Genomic DNA, 18,032 nt, shown 5'->3' with positions numbered 1-18,032 from the left:
TGATTATTCTCTCCCTACGCGAGTGGAAGTGTCACGCTGGGCGTTTGCCCGGCGCTGATCCATGACAGAGCCAGAGTCTGAGCTAGTCGCGCTCTTCTCCGGACTGCTTGCCGCAGAGGAAGACGGATTCAAACGAATCAGACTTGAGTCTTTGCTAGCACCGGCTTTATCCGCACCGGCCTGTCCACGCAGCATTTGATCTAATGGCAGCACCATCAGATTATTACTCTTGTCGTTAGCCAATACTTTGTGAGTATGACCCAGGACTTTTTCCATGGTTTCGATATACAGACGCTCACGAGTAATTTCTGGTGCAGCCTTGTACTCTGGCAGCAACTTGGCAAAGCCAGCGACTTCACCCTGCGCTTCCAGCACCTTACGCGCGGCATAAGCACGAGCATCTTCTAACAGACGCTGCGCCTGACCGTTAGCACGTGGCTGAACTTCGTTAGCGTAAGCTTCTGCTTCACGGATGTACTGTTGTTCGTTTTCACGTGCAGCAATCGCATCATCAAAGGCGGCTTTCACTTCTTCCGGCGGACGAGCGGCCTGGAAGTTGACGTCCAGCAAAGTAATACCCATGTTGTATGGACGAATGGTTTCTTCCAATACGCGCTGAGTATCGCTACGAACGATGGTGCGGCCTTCAGTCAGAATCTTATCCATGGTGTATTTACCGATAACACCACGCACTGCGCTGTCCGTTGCCTGACGCAGACTGTCATCAGGGTTGGTTACGCTGAACAGATAAGCTGCCGGATCGGTTACACGGTACTGAACGTTCATTTCGATGCGAACTACGTTCTCATCGGATGTCAGCATCACGCCTGAAGCGGCCAATTCGCGCACGGATTCAACGTTTACCGGGGTCACTTCATCGATGAAGGTCGGTTTCCAGTTCAAACCTGGTTGAACGATATGGCTCAGTTTGCCCAAACGTGTCACAACGCCACGTTCGGCTTCTTTAATGGTATAGAAACCACTTGCGGCCCAAATGACGACAACGGCTACCGCAGCGATACCCACAATGCGTCCGCTAAAGCCAGGACCCTGTGTTGCGCCACCGTTACCACTTCCGCTACCTTTGCCGAAACTACTCAGTTTCTTGCTCAGTTTGCGGAAGATATCATCCAGATCCGGCGGCCCCTGATCACGGCCACCTTTATTATTATTTCCGCCAGAGTTGCCGCCATTATTATTGCTGCTCCCCCACGGGTCGCGGTCCTGTCCGTTATTACCGGGCTGATTCCACGCCATGTTTTAGCTCCATTCTTCTATGATTGGTTTTCTTCAGGCCAAGAGCGCACTTCCCTATAAGAAGCTGGCCCTCAATCTCACAAGTTCGATCAAACCCGACTCTTTCATTAACCCAAAGGGCCAATTAAACGACGTAGTCGATCAGCTCCTGCTCTTGTTTACAGAGACGACGCCATTCAACGATAGGCAGTCGAACCACCATACCGATATGCCCGCCCTCTTCTATCCACTCTTTTTCAATTGCCTGAAGCTGATAAAAACGGCTACGTAGACGGCCAGCCTGAGGCGGTAAGCTCAATTCATAGTGTGCGATTTCACCAGAAAGACGCTCCGTCAACGCTTGAAAGAGCAACGGGATACCTGCGCCGGTTTCGGCTGAGAGCCAAACCCTGACCGGCAGGTTTTCTTCGTTGCGATCGATACGCGGCTCGAAATCGTCCAACATATCGATTTTGTTCATCACTAACAGCGTAGGGATTTCGTCCGCTTCAATTTCTGCTAGCACGGTGTCGACTGCGGCTACATTCTCGCTCACGCGTGAATCAGCTGCATCAATCACATGCAATAACAGCGAAGCCTGCCGCGTTTCTTGTAATGTCGCTTTGAATGCGGCGACCAAATCGTGCGGCAAATGTCGAATAAATCCTACAGTATCCGCCAATACCGTATCGCCAACGTCCGCCACATTAATACGGCGCAGCGTTGGATCCAGCGTGGCAAATAGTTTGTCGGCTGCGTAAACATCGGCAGACGTAATTCGGTTAAACAGGCTGGACTTGCCGGCATTGGTATATCCTACCAGCGAAACAGTCGGTATTTCAGCCCGGTTGCGAGCGCGTCGGTTTTGCTCACGCTGCTTGGCCACGCGCTCTAGGCGATTGAGGATCAAGCTAATGCGGTCACGTAACAAACGGCGGTCGGTCTCTAGTTGGGTTTCCCCCGGCCCTCTCAGGCCAATCCCGCCTTTTTGACGCTCAAGGTGCGTCCAGCCGCGTACCAGTCGAGTTGCAATATGACGCAATTGCGCCAATTCAACCTGCAACTTACCTTCATGAGTACGCGCCCGTTGGGCAAAGATATCTAAAATTAATCCGGTACGATCGATCACCCGACATTCACACAGGCGCTCAAGATTCCTCTCCTGCGCGGCGGAAAGTGCGTGATCAAACAGGACAACAGATGCGCCACTGGCCTTAACGGCATCTGCAATTTCTTCGGCCTTTCCTTCACCGACAAAGTATTTGGGATGAGGCGCTTTGCGACTGCCCGTCACAATTTGCAGTGCCTCTACGCCAGCAGAAGATACCAACGATTCGAATTCGCTGAGATTTTCTGTGTCTTTGTCTTGCGAGAAATAGATATGAACCAGTACGGCCTGCTCACCGGCTTCATAACGGTCAAACAAGCGTGCAACCTCTCAAACGGGTAAAAACCGCTAGTGCGGAGAACATAAGACAATCAATGTTGCTTATGCTCTCCGTCATGGTTGACCAGCAATACGCTTTATTCAGCGTCATCGCTATCCTGCTGCTGTTGTTGCGGCGCAGACGGATTACTACCATGATAATTATTGGTGCCGCCACTCGGATTATTGCTGTGATGCGATACCGGGCGAGACGGGACAACAGTAGAGATAGCGTGCTTATATACCATCTGGCTAACTGTGTTTTTCAACAGAATGACAAACTGATCGAAAGACTCAACTTGGCCCTGCAGTTTAATGCCATTCACTAAATAAATAGAAACCGGAACCCGTTCACGACGCAATGCGTTCAGGAACGGATCTTGCAAAGATTGCCCCTTAGCCATTCTATATTTTCCTTATTTGCTTGTTGTTTTTAACTAAGAACCTATCGGCTCGAAAATAAACTGCGTAAAAAAAATCTGCGCGCTGAGTACTAATCAATTGTACACAATCATTCAACCTATGCACTAACAACCTGTATTACAGAGTCTAAAGCCTGTTCCGGCTTATCACTGTCGAGCCAATGAACAGATTCCCAACCTCGTAGCCAGGTCATTTGTCGCTTTGCCAACTGACGCGTCGCACAAATTCCGCGGAAAACCATTTCGTCATAATCAATCTCACCAGCGAGATAAGACCACATCTGGCGATAACCAACACAGCGAATGGCAGGCAAGTCCGTATGCAAATCTCCACGGTTAAAAAGCGCCCGAGCCTCGGTTTCAAATCCTGCATCCAGCATCTGACGAAAACGTAATTCAATACGCTGGTGCAATAACTCGCGGCTAGCAGGCGCAATCGCAAATTGGTGAACCTGATAAGGTAAGGTTTCACCCGAAATTTTAGTCAGTTCCGTTAAAGTTTTACCCGAAATAAAAAAAACTTCCAGTGCTCTAGAAAGTCTCTGGGGATCATTGGGATGAATCCGCACGGCAGAAACCGGATCGATTTCAGTCAGTTGCTGATGCAGAGCTTCCCAACCTCGTTCAGCGGCTTGTGCCTCAATGCGCTGGCGCACCTCTGGATCGGCAGAAGGCAACGGAGACAGTCCCTCTAACAGCGCCTTGAAGTACAACATCGTGCCCCCCACCAGCAGCGGAATACGCCCGGCGGCGGTAATTTCAGCCATTTCTTTCAGAGCATCTTTACGGAAATCAGCGGCCGAGTAGGATTCAGCCGGATCGCGAATATCGATTAATCGGTGGGGAGCCAGCGCCAGCTCTTCTGCGCTGGGCTTGGCGGTACCGATATCCATACCGCGATAAATTAGCGCGGAATCCACGCTGACAAGCTCCACAGGCAAATGTTGACGCAGCGCAATAGAAAGCGCCGTTTTGCCGGAAGCGGTCGGCCCCATCACGAATATAGCTGGGGGCCGGTTCAAATTCTCAGTATGACTCATGGGTTAAAGTTGCCAATGCGGCCTGTATATCAATAGGTTGTAAAAGCCCGGCAGGGGGTGATTGCACCAGCTGCGGACAAAGACGTTCGACATCCGTCAATAATTGTATCGCTTGGGATACATTCCAGACCTCATGCTCACTGCCAAGGCGGCGGGCAATCCAGGTGGCAAGTACCTCCGGCGACATCTCCTTATGTTGCGACAGATAGCCTAACAGTTCCGGTATCAGTTTTTGTAAATTTTGTTGGCGTAATGGTAAAGATACTGCACGTAGCGTCGCTCGTCCGTGTTCAATCGCCAGTTCGATTCCCATGGTAATCAATAATTTCTGGTGATGCTGGCAGGCCGTGGCTTCGTTTTTATCCAAAGTCAGTTTAAGCGGAATCAACAACGGCTGCGGACGCAACCCTTCCTCTGGCGGATTAAGCTGCGCCTGTTTCAGCCAGCGTTCGGCAACCGTTAGAGAAAGCAATGCCAAGCCCTGACCATATTCTATCACCGCGTAGCAGGGTGGCAGCACCGTCAATACCCGGCCAAAGCTGTATTGTCCGCTGCGCAGCGGTTCTTCATCCTTTCTGCTTTTTATCACTGCCGCAGGCTGTTGTTCTGGCAACTTATCCGTCGCAGGAGCCGGTTTCAGCAATTCGCGATACAGTTCACCCTGCTGTTTTTGATAAGGCGCTGGCGGCGTATAGGCTGGCGCTCGAGGCTCACGTGCAGAAGTATGAGAACCCGTATTGGCAACCCGTGGAGCCACGTATTGCTGCTGAATGGCTGTTTTTTCCGGCTGTGGCTGAGCGTATTTATTTCCACCAGCGGCCACCCGATTCTCCGGCTGCCAGCGCGGGGCTTCAATTTCGCCATCTTCGGAGACAATCAGCGCTGGTTCTGCGCTTTGCTGTAAAACGCTGGTCACCGCCTGATAGATAAAATCATGGACCAAACGTGCCTGATGGAAGCGAACTTCATGCTTGGCCGGATGAACATTCACATCCACCTGATGAGGATCAATATCCAGATACAACACATAAGCGGGCTGCTGATCGTCTTTTAGCAGATCCTGATAAGCCTGACGGATAGCGTGATTAATCAGCCGATCGCGCATCATGCGATTATTGACATAGCAATATTGCATCTCGCTAGGCGTTCGGGCAGCGCTGGGGTCGGCCACCCAGCCACGAATATTCAAATCACCGTGCTGCCATGAAATCGCCAGCGCATGTTGCAGGAAGGCCGGGCCGCAAATACTGGCCAAACGACGTTCATGCTGCGAAGGATCTGGGGCCGCTCGATATTGGCGAACCAGCTTGCCGTTGTGAGTGAGGTGAATCGCCACGTCGAAGCGCGCCAACGCGATGCGGCGTACCACTTCATCAATATGGCCGAATTCGGTTTTTTCCGTGCGCATAAATTTACGCCGCGCTGGCGTGTTATAAAACAAATCCAGCACTTCCAGCGTACTGCCTACCGGATGGGCGGCGGGTTTGATGGTCACCGCCATATCCCGCCCTTCGGCGTAAGCCTGCCAGGCTTCGTTCTGTTCGGCGGTACGCGAGGTCAGCATCAAACGGGAAACCGAGCTAATACTGGCCAACGCCTCACCGCGAAAGCCCATGCTGAGAATGGCCTCCAGATCTTCCAACGAACTGATTTTACTGGTTGCATGGCGCGCTAACGCCAGCGATAAGTCGTCTTTAGCTATCCCACAGCCGTTATCACGGATGCGGATTAATTTTGCGCCACCTTTCTCAATATCAATATCGATTCGCGTGGCACCAGCATCCAGACTGTTTTCCACCAACTCCTTTACTACCGACGCAGGCCGCTCTACCACTTCACCGGCGGCAATTTGGTTGGCGAGTTGTGGCGGTAATATCTGAATCGGCATAACAAATCCCTTCGGTTAAGACTGTGGAATGGTGAGCGTTTGGCCGAGTTGTACCGAACCAGACTTCAGCTTATTCACGCGTTGAATCTCACTTTGAGATACACCATATTTCGCCGCAATAGCGGATAAAGTATCCCCGCGTTTAACCTGATGCTTGATCGGTTTGGCCGGGCTGATTTTCTTCACCGCAGGCACCTTGGCGACGCTAGCTACCGCGCTGCCAGATGCGGGAATTCGCAGGCGCTGCCCAACCCATACCACGTCTTTCTTCAGCGTATTATTCTGCCGCATCGCCGCCATACTGACACCGTACTGGCTGGCAATGCCGGATAGAGTTTCACCCCGTTTTACCATGTGAATCAGCGATTTACCGCTAATGGTGGCTTTCCCCCCACTGCTGACCGCACTGACTACCGGGCCAGGCTGATTAACACCACTTTGACGCGCTGACCTTTCAACCGCCGCTGTTGCGCCCAGCGGACGGTTTTCGACCTTTGGGTCGGCTTGTAGCGGATGCGACAGGAAATAACTGCGCAAGCCTTTGTAAATCGCTTGGGCAATTTTATCCTGATACGCACTGCTGCCGAGCAGCCGCTCCTCCGTACCATTACTGATAAAGCCGGTTTCCACTAATAAAGAGGGAATGTCCGGTGAACGCAACACGCCAAGACTGGCGTGTTCCGGCCTACGTTTATGAATAGAACCAATGGCTTGAAGCTCATGTAGCACTTTTACCGCTACGTCGTAACCCACCCGCTGGGAGTGACCAAATTGTAAATCCAGCACCGCCTGACTGAGATAAGGATCGGCTGAAGTGTTGGCGAGTACGTCACCCGCTCCGCCCAGCAGCTCAGATTGCTTCTCATGCTGCTCCAGCCAGTTGCCCATTTCACTGTTCGCGCGACGGTTAGACAGTACCCAGACAGAAGCACCGTTGGCGCTGCGATTCGGTGCCGCATCGGCATGAATGGAAACCAGCACGTTGGCAGCCTGCTTACGCGCCACGTCTGAACGCCCCATCACCGAGATAAAATAGTCGCCGTTGCGCGTCAACACCGGTTTAAACATCGGGTCATTATTGAGTAATGTCTCCAGCTTACGGGCAATGGAGAGGGTCACGTTTTTCTCTTTCAGACCATTTTGCCCAATAGCGCCAGGATCCTGACCGCCGTGACCAGCATCGATAGCCACCACCACACGATCGCTACTGGCTGGCGCGCTGGTTTTAACCGGACGCGTGGTTGAGGTGGTGATGGTCGGGCTGCTGGTCACTACCGTTGGCTTATTATTGAACGGATTACTGCCGGCGGTGGCCTTGGTTGCCTGTCGCGTCGCCGTCGCCGTGGTCACCGTTTGAGTTTGACGTACTGGCGTACCAGCGGCTGTCAGGGTGAACACCACGTTATATTGATTGCCCACTTGCTGCGTCACTGCGCGTGTTTTGGCTTTTTGCGTCAGTTCAAACACCAATCGGGTGCTTTGCGGGTCTTTCGGCTGGCTGGAGCGAATTCTTTTCAACAGATTCTGCCCACTGAATTCCAGCGGTAAACCGGAAAGATTACCGCTCTGACGAATATCCAGCACAACGCGCTCCGGCCCGCTCAGCGGGAAGAAGGCATAAATCGGTTTGCCGTCGAAGCTCAGGGTTATCTGACTTTCGCCGGAACCGTTGGTAACTTTGATATCGGTTAACTTCATCGCCCATGCCGCCGGAGCGGCCAATACGCTAGAAACAACCAACAATGCGGTGGCTAAATAGCCTCTCCAGCTAAGCATCATCGACAGTTTATCCTTGCGCAGCGGCTAAGCGGTGCAGAACATCCGCACCAGAATCAGACAGCGCTACCAGCCGAGCTTCACGCCCCTGCGGCTGATAGTCCAAATGTAATTCGATATCAGGCTTAGGCAAGAAGCCCTCGCCCTGCTGCGGCCATTCCACCAGGCAAATAGCCTGTCGATCGAAATAGTCGCGAATTCCCATAAATTCAAGCTCTTCCGGATCCGCCAATCGGTAAAGATCGAAATGATAAACCGGCCGAGGCGTCAGTGCGTAAGGCTCCACCAAGGTATAGGTAGGGCTTTTTACGTGGCCTTGATGTCCCAGAGCTTGCAGGAAGCCGCGGCTGAATGTAGTTTTTCCGGCACCTAAATCGCCGAACAGATAAATAACGCTGGCACCTTCGAAGGCTTGCGCCAAACGAGCCCCCAATGCAACGGTTGCTGCCTCATCAGGCAAAGGTAAAACGAGTTCTTTCATTCTTGATATCTATTTTGCTAACTCAGGATTAACGTAGTTCGGAATAACCGGCAATAAATCTGTCGCCAGTAAACCCCGGGTGCCTTGTTGTTCAGCCAGTTGATCGGCTGCCGCGCCGTGGACCACACAACCTGCGCAAGCCGCATCATACAGCACCAGCTTTTGCGCTATCAAACCGCCGATGATACCGGACAAAATATCGCCCATACCGCCGGTCGCCATGCCCGCATTCCCCACATCGGCTATCGCCATTTCGCCCTGCTCGCTGGCTATCAACGTACCGGCACCTTTTAGTACCACTACGCCGCCGTATGTCTCTACCAGTCGACGAACTGAAAGTAAGCGATCACTCTCAATTTCAGCGACGGTACAACCGAGCAAACGAGCCGCTTCACCGGGATGAGGGGTCAACACTCGATTCTGACGCCTCAGCGGATTTAATACCAGCAAGTTGAGCGCATCTGCGTCCCATAACGCAGGTTTATCACTCTGTTGCAGTAATTTCAGAGCATTCCTGCCCCAATCTCCTTGCCCCAGCCCCGGTCCAATAACCAAAGTGTCTGCCCAATCGATAGCCTCAATCAATAAATCATCGCTGAGTGCCTGTACCATAAGTTCAGGACGAGCAGTGAGTAGAGGAGCAACATGATCGATGTTAGTAAGCACTCGCACCAATCCAGCACCGCTGCGTAGTGCGGATTCTCCCGCCATCCGTATTGCGCCCCCCAAACCTTTATCACCCCCTACCAACAATAGACGACCTTGCTCACCTTTGTAAGAACAAGGTCGCCTCGGTTTCAACCATTTGCTGAGGTTATCAGAGGTAATTCTCTCAATGTGCGGCATTTGCTGATCAAGCCATGGGGACAAACCCAGATCGTCGCAATGCAACTGACCGACCCAATCACGCGCCTGCCCGGTCAATAACCCTGGTTTTAGCGCCACAAACGTCAGCGTATGCTCGGCTCGAATCACTACGCCAGGAGCAGCGCCGGTTTCCGCCCCTAAGCCAGAAGGAATATCCAGCGCGAGTTTAGGCGCCCGATATCTATTCGCCATTTCAATTAAAGTAGCGTAACTGCCTCGTGGCGCGGCACGTAAGCCGGTGCCCAGCAGCCCATCGATAATTAAATCAATATCCTGCGGCCAAAGACTATCCTGAGGAAAAATATTCCCCCCCGCCGATAACCACTGCTCACGCGCCAGAGCAGCTTCGGCAGGCAATGGACGATTGCCCTCACAGGCAATTAATGTCACTTTCAAACCCGCCGCTTGAGCGCGGGCAGCCAGGATATATCCATCCCCGCCGTTATTGCCATGACCGCACAGAATCAACCAGTGTCGGCTCGCAGGATAATATTGGCGAGCCAGAGCAAAAGCGGCTTCACCGGCTCTAACCATCAGTTCAAACAGAGAAAGTGACAAAGCGGCAGCAGCAACGCTTTCATGTTGCCTGACCCAGTCCGCAGAAAAAACAGAGTGTGGTAAACTTAGGCCGTTTTGTTTCTTACTATGGTCCGTCATGACACACCCCCTCGATCTGAATCAATTAGCCCAACATATCAAGCAATGGGGGCAATCGCTAGGTTTCCAGCAGGTTGGCATCTGCGATACCGATCTTTCTGCGGAAGAACCTCGTTTGCAGGCGTGGTTAGACAAGCAATACCACGGTGAAATGGCGTGGATGGCGCGCCACGGTATGTTGCGGGCGCGCCCCCATGAACTGCTGCCCGGTACGCTGCGGGTTATCAGCGTGCGCATGAACTACCTGCCAGCCAAAGCCGCCTTTGCCAGCACTTTGAGCAATCCAGAATTGGGCTATGTCAGCCGCTATGCCTTGGGACGCGACTATCACAAGCTATTGCGGCAACGGTTAAAGAAATTGGGCGATCAGATTCAGGAGTATTGCGCACAGCAATCGAGTGAAAACGGCGTCAATTTTCGTCCGTTTGTCGACTCAGCTCCGATAATGGAACGTTCACTCGCTGCCAAAGCGGGTATTGGCTGGGTTGGCAAGCACTCACTTATTCTTAATCGCGAGTCTGGCTCCTGGTTCTTCCTTGGGGAATTACTGATTGATTTGCCGTTGCCAATCGATCAACCGCAAGAGGAACAGTGTGGCCGCTGCGTGGCTTGCATGACGACCTGTCCAACCGGGGCCATTGTCGCGCCTTACACCGTGGATGCTCGCCGCTGTATTTCCTATCTCACCATTGAGTTGGAAGGCGCTATTCCCGAAGAATTTAGACCGTTAATGGGAAATCGTATTTATGGCTGTGATGATTGCCAACTGATTTGCCCGTGGAACCGCTTCTCTCAACTAACAGAGGAGGAAGATTTCAGCCCGCGTGCGGTATTACATACGCCAAAGCTGCTGGATCTGTTCGCCTGGAATGAAGAAAAGTTTCTACGAGTCACCGAAGGTTCCGCGATCCGCCGTATTGGGCATCTGCGCTGGCTACGTAATATCTCGGTGGCTTTGGGAAATGCCGCCTATCAGGATGAAATTGTGCTGGCGCTGGAAAGTCGCAAAGGCATCGACCCTATGTTGGATGAGCATATCGTCTGGGCTATCGAGCGGCAGTTGGCGCGGCGGGCAGAACAAAGTGTTGAAGTGCAGTCATCGCAGAAAAAGAGGCTGGTTCGAGCCATTGAGAAAGGGCTGCCGCGAGACGCATGATAACTTTTCAATCGCGGGTTTTTCCGTAATAAACCTGTCAAGCGCCCTGTGCATAAAAATAAAAATGCCTTGCCAATCAAGTGGGAAAAAAAGCGCAAGAGATCGCCATAACGTTTTCCCATAAATAAATAAACAATTAAAACAAATAGTTAAATTTAGGCAATAGCCATTGGTTTAATTAGCATCAGTATATAAAAAATACAGAATCTGTGGATAAGTCTGTTGAAGAAGTTAATACATTCTGTGAAAGGCACGACAAAAAGCGCGAACTGTCTGTGGATAATTATTTTGGAGATGAAGATAAAATTGGAGCGGGAAACGAGACTCGAACTCGCGACCCCGACCTTGGCAAGGTCGTGCTCTACCAACTGAGCTATTCCCGCATTGAGATGCTGATGCACCCTGCTGTCTGTTTGACGGCATTTGGTATTCATGGCTGAAGATTGGAGCGGGAAACGAGACTCGAACTCGCGACCCCGACCTTGGCAAGGTCGTGCTCTACCAACTGAGCTATTCCCGCATCACAGATATTAGCGAATGGTTCGCCGACATCGTTAGCTTCTGCCACTACTTGAAAAATTTGGAGCGGGAAACGAGACTCGAACTCGCGACCCCGACCTTGGCAAGGTCGTGCTCTACCAACTGAGCTATTCCCGCTCTACGTACTAAATTCGATCTCGCTAACTGGCGAAAATCTTCATCGGTACGGGGTGCGCATTATACGAGAATTCCGTTTTGCTGCAAGCCCCTGAAAGCAAAAAAATCATTTTTTCGTTCAAGTGTCGATTAAATCAACAATATGTACTTTTTGCCAGCGACGGGTGTTGAATAAATCGGCTAAGCGCTTAAAACCCGTGATTTGCACGACAGAATCATAGTACTGAGAACAAGATTCTGCCGTGTTTAAACCAGATTTTATCTATTAAAGACTAAAGCTGGATAAAATGTTCGCGGTAATAAGCCAGTTCCGCCACAGATTCACGAATATCGTCCAGCGCCTGGTGCGTATTTTGCTTTTTAAAGCCCGGCAGGATTTCCGGTTTCCAACGGCGAGCCAGCTCTTTCAATGTGCTGACGTCCAGATAGCGATAGTGGAAATAAGCTTCCAGCGCAGGCATATAGCGGAACAGGAAGCGGCGATCCTGACCCACGCTGTTACCGCAGATAGGCGATTTGCCGGCCGGCACCCATTGTTCGAGGAAAGCAATGGTCTGCATTTCTGCATCATGGTCGTTGAATGGGCTGGCTTTTACCCGCTCAACCAGACCACTACCGGTATGAGTACGCACATTCCACTCATCCATTAGCGCCAGTTGCTCATCAGACTGATGCACCGCCAAAACCGGGCCTTCTGCCAGAATATTAAGATTGGCATCCGTTACCAACGTTGCGATCTCAATAATCCGATCCCGCTCTGGATCGAGACCGGTCATTTCCAGATCAATCCAGATCAGATTATTTTCATTTCCTGCCATGATATTTCCTGCCTATTCATCGGGGGGATCAACCGAACAAACGGTTAAATGATAAAATTATGTGTATCATAGTTCTTTTAGTCGCAACGAGCGATAAATGCAGATTCAAGTGAGGCGCAGTGAGCAAGAATAAACTGTCCAAAGGTCAACAACGCCGCGTGCAGGCTAACCATCAGCGCCGGCTACGCACTGATAGAAAACCTGAGTTAGATGACTCTCAGCTTGGCGATGCGCAAGAAGGTATCGTAATCAGCCGTTTCGGTCAGCACGCCGACGTTGAAGCCACTGATGGCACCCAACACCGTTGTAATATCCGTCGCACCATTACCTCTTTGGTAACCGGTGACCGTGTCGTTTGGCGACCGGGTATTCAGCAGGAAGGTGTTCGAGTTAAAGGTATTGTTGAAGCGGTACATGAACGTACTTCGGTTTTAACCCGTCCTGATATTTACGACGGCGTGAAGCCGATCGCCGCTAACATCGATCAAATCGTGATCGTCTCGGCCATTTTGCCGGAACTCTCACTCAATATTATCGATCGCTATCTGGTGGCCTGTGAAACGCTGGACGTAGAACCGCTGATCGTACTGAATAAAGTCGATCTGTTGGATGCCGAAGGCCGCAAATTCGTCGATGGCATGATGGATATCTATCGCCGTATCGATTACAAGGTACTGGAAGTGTCTAGCCAGACTCGCGAAGGGATGGCAGCCTTTGAACAGGCGCTGGCTGGCCGTATCAGCATTTTCGCCGGCCAATCCGGCGTGGGTAAATCCAGCCTGCTGAACGCCCTGTTACCACCAAGCGATACGCAAATTTTGGTCAACGCAGTTTCCGATAACTCAGGTTTAGGACAACACACCACCACCGCCGCGCGCTTGTATCATTTCCAGCACGGCGGCGATGTGATCGATTCACCTGGAGTGCGCGAATTTGGCCTGTGGCATTTAGCACCGGAACAAATCACGCAAGGGTTTGTCGAATTCCGCAACTACATTGGTCATTGCAAATTCCGAGATTGCAGCCATACCACCGATCCCGGCTGCGCCCTGCGCGAAGCGGTGGAGCGCGGTGATATTGCCGAAGAGCGTTTCGATAACTACCATCGAATTCTGGAAAGCATGGAACAAGTCAAACCACGCAAACCGCTTTCAGATTCTGAATAACTGACATTGCGGGCGCCGAACGTTACAATGCGCCCCTTTTATCTAATGGCTAATGCCTAATCCAAGAGGTTCTCGTGCTGGATAGCATCAAAATCAGACTGCAATATTTACTTCCGAAGCAAGGACTTACGCGCCTGGCTGGCTGGGGTGCAGACAAAAAAGGCGGCTGGTTGACTCAACTGGTTATTAAAGGCTTTGCCCGTTTCTATAACGTAGATATGAAAGAAGCGCAGAACCCAGAATTCACCGCTTATGCCACTTTCAACGAATTTTTCGTTCGTCCGTTACGCCCGGATGCACGCCCTGTGGTGGCGGAAGACAATGCGCTGGCACAGCCTGCTGACGGCGCCGTCAGTCAGCTTGGCGCTATCCGCGAAGACCAAATCTTGCAGGCAAAAGGCCACAATTACACGCTGGAAGCTTTACTGGCCGGTAACTACCTGTTGGCTGAAGAATTCAAGAACGGCACCTTTATCACCACGTATTTAGCGCCGCGCGATTATCACCGAGTGCATATGCCTTGTGACGGCGTACTACGTGAAATGATCTATGTACCTGGGGATTTATTCTCCGTCAATCCGCTGACCGCAGCCAATGTCCCTAACCTGTTTGCCCGTAACGAACGCGTGATCTGTATCTTTGATACCGCTTTTGGCCCGATGGCGCAGATTCTGGTCGGTGCCACCATTGTCGGTAGCATTGAAACCGTTTGGGCAGGAACAACCAATACAACCCGCGAAGGGGTTATCCGCCGCTGGACCTACCCGCAGGCCGGTGAAGAAGGGGCGATTGCATTGGAGAAAGGGCAGGAAATGGGTCGCTTCAAGCTGGGCTCAACGGTTATTAACCTATTTGCATCAGGCAAAGTGTATCTGGCTCCGCAGCTAAACAGTGGCTCCATCACCCGTATGGGTGAGCTACTGGCAGAAGCCGTTCCACCGACGCCTCCGTGCTAACCTAACGCTTTATGGCGTAACTTGATTTAAGGAAGCATAACGTGCGCCTGATAACCACATTCCTGCTTGGTATTTTTCTCTCTCTGCCGCTTTATGCGGCAACTCAGCCTAATGAGGCTCAGCTCAGACAAGAGCTGAAGCAGGCTGAGGCGAATAAAGGCGCCGCCAACCAGGCGGAAATTGTTCAGGCGCTGCAAGGTGCTATCAACTGGCTTAATGATGCGAAAGAGTCCGACGAACGGGCACAGCAATACCAGAAAGTCATTGATGATTTCCCCAAATTAACCAGAGAGTTACGTCAACAGTTGACGCCGGATAGCGAAAAACCGCTGCCGGTGCCAACCAATTTATCGACCAATGAGATGGAGCAGCAAATCCTGCAAACCAGCAGCCAACTGCTGGAACTTTCCCGTCAAATGCAGCAAGAACAGGATCGTTTGCGGGAAATTAGCGACTCTCTGGGGCAACTTCCTCAACAACAATCAGATGCCCGCCGCCTATTAGGTGAAGCCACGACGCGTCTGCAATCTCAAAACTCACCAACCTCTCCGCTGGCGCAGGCGCAATTTGCACTATTACAGGCGGAAGTTACGGCTCGTAAAGCCAAAGTGAATGAGCTGGAGCTTTCTCAGCTTTCTGCCAATAACCGGCAAGAATTGTCCCGCATGCGCGCCGAAGTATATAAAAAGAACCATGAGCGGACAGACACCTTATTGCAGACATTGCGTAACAATTTGAATAATCAGCGCCAGCTTGAAGCGGAAAGAGCGCTGGAACGCACCGAATTACTGGCGGAACAAGGTGGCGATCTGCCGGCCTCCATCAGCCAGCAGCTAGAAACCAACCGAGATTTATCCCGCGCGCTGAACAGTCAGGCTCAGCGCATGGACCTGATTTCCTCTCAACAACGTCAGGCGGCGGCAGACACTCTGCGAGTTCGGCAGACTCTCAGCACCATTCGCGAACAGGCGCAATGGCTGGGTATTTCTACTGCACTGGGGGAAACCCTACGAGCGCACGTAGCCCGCTTGCCTGAAATGCCAAAATCTCAACAGTTAGATAGAGATATGGCTCAGCTTCGAGTTCAGCGTCTGACCTATGAAGGGATGCTGGAGCAGCAGCAAAAAGGAACCAAAGCGACGCAGGACGACGGTACGCCGCTGACGGTTCAGCAACAACGCATTATGGACGCTCAGCTACGCACCCAGCGAGAACTGCTAAATTCACTGCTTTCTGGCTATGACACGCAGATTCTCGAACTGACCAAGCTGAAAGTCGCCAATAGTCAATTGGTTGATGCCCTGAATGAAATCCGCGAGGCGACCCACCGCTATCTGTTTTGGGTTGCGGACGTTAGCCCAATTTCCTTGTCTTATCCGATCGATGTCGCTCGTGACCTGACGCGCCTGCTTTCGCTGGATACCTTATCCCAGCTCAGCGGTGCCTTTGTGATGATGATGACCAGTCAGGAAACGCTGATTCCGATTATCGCCGCGCTGCTGTTTGTCAGCTTTAGCGTCAGCTCCCGTCGCCATTATCATGCGTTTTTGGAGCGAGCCAGCAGCCGGGTCGGCAAAGTTACGCAAGATCAGTTTTCATTAACGCTGCGCACCGTTTTCTGGTCGATTCTGGTGGCCTTGCCGCTTCCTGTGCTCTGGGCGGCGCTGGGTTACGGGTTGCAAAACGCGTGGTCCTACCCGATGGCGATTGCCATTGGCAACGCAGTGACCGCCACGGTTCCGGTACTGTGGGTGTTTATGATCAGCGCCGCTTTTGCTCATCCTCACGGCCTGTTTATCACCCATTTCCGCTGGGCGCCAGATCAGGTCGCGCGTGCGATGCGCTTTTACCGTATGTCGGTATGGCTGATTATTCCGTTGATGATGGCGTTGATAACCTTCGAGAATTATAACGACCGCGAATTCGCCGGCACATTAGGCCGACTGTGCTTTGTCCTGTTGTGTATCGCACTAAGTCTGGTCACCAACAGTCTGAAACGTGCCGGTATTCCGCTGTATCTGGATAAAAAAGGTTCGGGAGAGAATAAGATCAATCAGGCGCTGTGGGGGCTGCTGCTTTCCGCTCCGCTGATTGCCGCGCTGGCCTCGCTGATGGGGTATCTCACCACGTCTCAGGCGCTGCTGGCTCGTCTGGAAACCTCCGTCGCCATCTGGTTCTTCCTGCTGGTGATTTACCATATTATTCGCCGCTGGATGCTGATTCAGCGCCGCCGTATTGCCTTTGACCGTGCTAAACAGCGTCGGGCCGATATCCTGGCGCAGCGTGCCAGAGGTGAAGAAGATACGCCGCATACGAATAGTTCCGAGGGGTCGGTCGATGTTGATGAGCCGGTTATTGATCTGGACGTGATCAGCGCTCAATCGCTGCGTCTGGTTCGTTCCATACTCACTATGATCGCGCTGGTTTCAGTGATCTTCCTGTGGTCAGAGATCCATTCAGCCTTTGGTTTCCTGGAAAATATTCGCCTATGGGATGTTTCTTCGACTATCAACGGCGTCGAATCCATCCAGCCGATCACTATGGGATCGCTGATCATCGCCATTCTGGTCATAATCGTGACGACTCAGTTAGTGCGGAACCTGCCTGCCCTGCTGGAACTGGCGCTATTACAGCATCTGGACCTGACGCCCGGCACCGGTTATGCCATTTCGACAATAACCAAATATCTGGTGATTTTGTTCGGTGGCCTATTAGGCTTTTCACTACTGGGGATTGAATGGGCGAAATTTCAATGGCTGGTCGCCGCTCTCGGTTTAGGGTTAGGTTTTGGCTTACAGGAAATTTTTGCCAACTTCGTCTCTGGGCTGATCATTCTATTTGAAAAACCGATTCGTATTGGCGATACCGTAACTATTCGCGATTTAACCGGTAGCGTAACCAAAATCAATACCCGCGCCACCACCATTTCCGACTGGGATCGCAAAGAGATTATCGTGCCGAATAAGGCCTTTATCACCGAGCAGTTCATTAACTGGTCACTGTCCGATCCTATTACTCGCGTGGTCTTAACAGTACCGGCTCCGGCCGAAGCCAATAGCGAAGAAGTGACCGAACTGCTGCTTACCGCCGCCAGACGTTGTTCCATGGTCTTGGATAACCCTGGGCCAGAAGCATTCCTGATGGATCTACAGCAAGGCATTCAGATTTTCGAGTTGCGTATCTATGCCGCCGAAATGCTTCATCGCTTGCCAATGCGCCACGAAATACATCAACTGATTCTGGAAGGCTTCCGCGAGCATGGTATTGTTCTGCCGTTCCCACCGTTCCAGGTTCGAATGGAAACGCTGGGGCGCGCTGGCCGCAGCGTGAACACGCCAACTCGCAATAATACCCGCACGCCGGGCAGCCTGTAGTGATTCATTAGCCTGATTTTGGGGTAAAAAAATGGCCTGATTCTTTGCGGAATCGGGCCATTTTTACAATCGGACAATCTCAGCGAACTTACACCAATTTATCATTGCGGTG

The 18,032-nt window shown here is 51.8% G+C and carries 13 protein-coding genes and 3 tRNA genes; 4 read left to right on the top strand and 12 right to left on the bottom strand.

The genetic code is table 11. The annotated features are described in order from the left end of the window. Positions 1-3: 3 nt before the first annotated feature. The 8 genes from hflK to nnr all read right to left on the bottom strand — a co-directional run bounded on the left by hflK (position 4) and on the right by nnr (position 9,793). Positions 4-1,257: an FtsH protease activity modulator HflK gene (gene hflK, locus PL78_RS12810; protein WP_064516043.1), complete on the bottom strand. Its 1,254-nt coding sequence runs from the start codon at positions 1,255-1,257 to the stop codon at positions 4-6. A gap of 124 nt (positions 1,258-1,381) precedes the next feature. Continuing rightward, positions 1,382-2,662, bottom strand: coding sequence for a ribosome rescue GTPase HflX (hflX, locus tag PL78_RS12805; protein WP_049599277.1), 1,281 nt, complete (start codon positions 2,660-2,662; stop codon positions 1,382-1,384). A 98-nt stretch (positions 2,663-2,760) separates the two neighbouring features. Beyond that, positions 2,761-3,066: an RNA chaperone Hfq gene (gene hfq / locus PL78_RS12800; protein WP_064516041.1), complete on the bottom strand. Its 306-nt coding sequence runs from the start codon at positions 3,064-3,066 to the stop codon at positions 2,761-2,763. A gap of 116 nt (positions 3,067-3,182) precedes the next feature. Then, a complete protein-coding gene (gene miaA, locus PL78_RS12795) occupies positions 3,183-4,124 on the bottom strand; it encodes a tRNA (adenosine(37)-N6)-dimethylallyltransferase MiaA (protein ID WP_071925589.1) in 942 nt (313 codons plus the stop codon). Further along, on the bottom strand, positions 4,111-6,012 hold the full coding sequence (mutL, locus tag PL78_RS12790; RefSeq protein WP_064516037.1) for a DNA mismatch repair endonuclease MutL: 1,902 nt from the start codon (positions 6,010-6,012) through the stop codon (positions 4,111-4,113). The genes miaA and mutL overlap by 14 nt, the downstream gene beginning before the upstream one ends. A gap of 15 nt (positions 6,013-6,027) precedes the next feature. Then, on the bottom strand, positions 6,028-7,788 hold the full coding sequence (gene amiB, locus PL78_RS12785; RefSeq protein ID WP_371112916.1) for an N-acetylmuramoyl-L-alanine amidase AmiB: 1,761 nt from the start codon (positions 7,786-7,788) through the stop codon (positions 6,028-6,030). A 10-nt stretch (positions 7,789-7,798) separates the two neighbouring features. Beyond that, positions 7,799-8,269, bottom strand: a complete 471-nt coding sequence (tsaE, locus tag PL78_RS12780; protein ID WP_064516033.1) for a tRNA (adenosine(37)-N6)-threonylcarbamoyltransferase complex ATPase subunit type 1 TsaE — start codon at positions 8,267-8,269, stop codon at positions 7,799-7,801. Between the two features lie 9 nt (positions 8,270-8,278). Beyond that, positions 8,279-9,793: a bifunctional ADP-dependent NAD(P)H-hydrate dehydratase/NAD(P)H-hydrate epimerase gene (gene nnr, locus PL78_RS12775; protein WP_064516031.1), complete on the bottom strand. Its 1,515-nt coding sequence runs from the start codon at positions 9,791-9,793 to the stop codon at positions 8,279-8,281. On the opposite strand from nnr, the gene queG reads away from it, so the two are divergent. Further along, the gene (queG, locus tag PL78_RS12770) at positions 9,792-10,949 is read left to right on the top strand and encodes a tRNA epoxyqueuosine(34) reductase QueG (RefSeq protein WP_064516029.1); all 1,158 of its coding nucleotides are present in this window, start codon (positions 9,792-9,794) and stop codon (positions 10,947-10,949) included. The two genes, nnr and queG, sit on opposite strands and share 2 nt — an antisense overlap. A 307-nt stretch (positions 10,950-11,256) precedes the next feature. Here the strand turns inward: queG and PL78_RS12765 are convergent. From PL78_RS12765 to orn, 4 genes are all read right to left on the bottom strand, one after another. Continuing rightward, positions 11,257-11,332 (bottom strand) — tRNA-Gly (locus PL78_RS12765). Positions 11,333-11,393: 61 nt separating this feature from the next. Beyond that, a tRNA-Gly gene (locus PL78_RS12760) sits at positions 11,394-11,469 on the bottom strand. Positions 11,470-11,530: 61 nt separating this feature from the next. Next, positions 11,531-11,606: transfer RNA gene (locus PL78_RS12755), tRNA-Gly, on the bottom strand. A 272-nt stretch (positions 11,607-11,878) separates the two neighbouring features. Continuing rightward, the gene (orn, locus tag PL78_RS12750; RefSeq protein WP_064516027.1) at positions 11,879-12,424 is read right to left on the bottom strand and encodes an oligoribonuclease; all 546 of its coding nucleotides are present in this window, start codon (positions 12,422-12,424) and stop codon (positions 11,879-11,881) included. A 119-nt stretch (positions 12,425-12,543) separates the two neighbouring features. Between orn and rsgA the strand changes: the two genes are divergently transcribed. From rsgA to mscM, 3 genes are all read left to right on the top strand, one after another. After that, entirely contained in the window at positions 12,544-13,590 is a 1,047-nt protein-coding gene (gene rsgA, locus PL78_RS12745; protein WP_064516025.1) for a small ribosomal subunit biogenesis GTPase RsgA, read from the top strand. A gap of 74 nt (positions 13,591-13,664) precedes the next feature. Beyond that, positions 13,665-14,546 carry an archaetidylserine decarboxylase gene (gene asd / locus PL78_RS12740; protein ID WP_064516023.1) on the top strand — a complete coding sequence of 294 codons (882 nt, stop codon included), beginning with the start codon at positions 13,665-13,667 and terminating at the stop codon, positions 14,544-14,546. 41 nt (positions 14,547-14,587) lie between these two features. Then, complete coding sequence (gene mscM / locus PL78_RS12735; RefSeq protein WP_064516021.1) at positions 14,588-17,920, top strand: miniconductance mechanosensitive channel MscM; 3,333 nt, start codon at positions 14,588-14,590, stop codon at positions 17,918-17,920. Positions 17,921-18,032 lie beyond the last annotated feature (112 nt).

Source organism: Yersinia entomophaga (genome assembly GCF_001656035.1).
Lineage (GTDB): Bacteria > Pseudomonadota > Gammaproteobacteria > Enterobacterales > Enterobacteriaceae > Yersinia > Yersinia entomophaga.
Note: the sequence above shows the minus strand (reverse complement) of the source record. Positions and strands in the feature narration are given on the sequence as shown.

Coding starts and splice junctions, on each gene's coding strand:
- hfq (WP_064516041.1), bottom strand. CDS start 3,066: ATGGCTAAGGGGCAATCTTTGCAAGATCCGTTCCTGAACGCATTGCGT.
- mutL (WP_064516037.1), bottom strand. CDS start 6,012: ATGCCGATTCAGATATTACCGCCACAACTCGCCAACCAAATTGCCGCC.
- tsaE (WP_064516033.1), bottom strand. CDS start 8,269: ATGAAAGAACTCGTTTTACCTTTGCCTGATGAGGCAGCAACCGTTGCA.
- queG (WP_064516029.1), top strand. CDS start 9,792: ATGACACACCCCCTCGATCTGAATCAATTAGCCCAACATATCAAGCAA.
- hflK (WP_064516043.1), bottom strand. CDS start 1,257: ATGGCGTGGAATCAGCCCGGTAATAACGGACAGGACCGCGACCCGTGG.
- orn (WP_064516027.1), bottom strand. CDS start 12,424: ATGGCAGGAAATGAAAATAATCTGATCTGGATTGATCTGGAAATGACC.
- amiB (WP_371112916.1), bottom strand. CDS start 7,788: ATGCTTAGCTGGAGAGGCTATTTAGCCACCGCATTGTTGGTTGTTTCT.
- miaA (WP_071925589.1), bottom strand. CDS start 4,124: ATGAGTCATACTGAGAATTTGAACCGGCCCCCAGCTATATTCGTGATG.
- nnr (WP_064516031.1), bottom strand. CDS start 9,793: ATGACGGACCATAGTAAGAAACAAAACGGCCTAAGTTTACCACACTCT.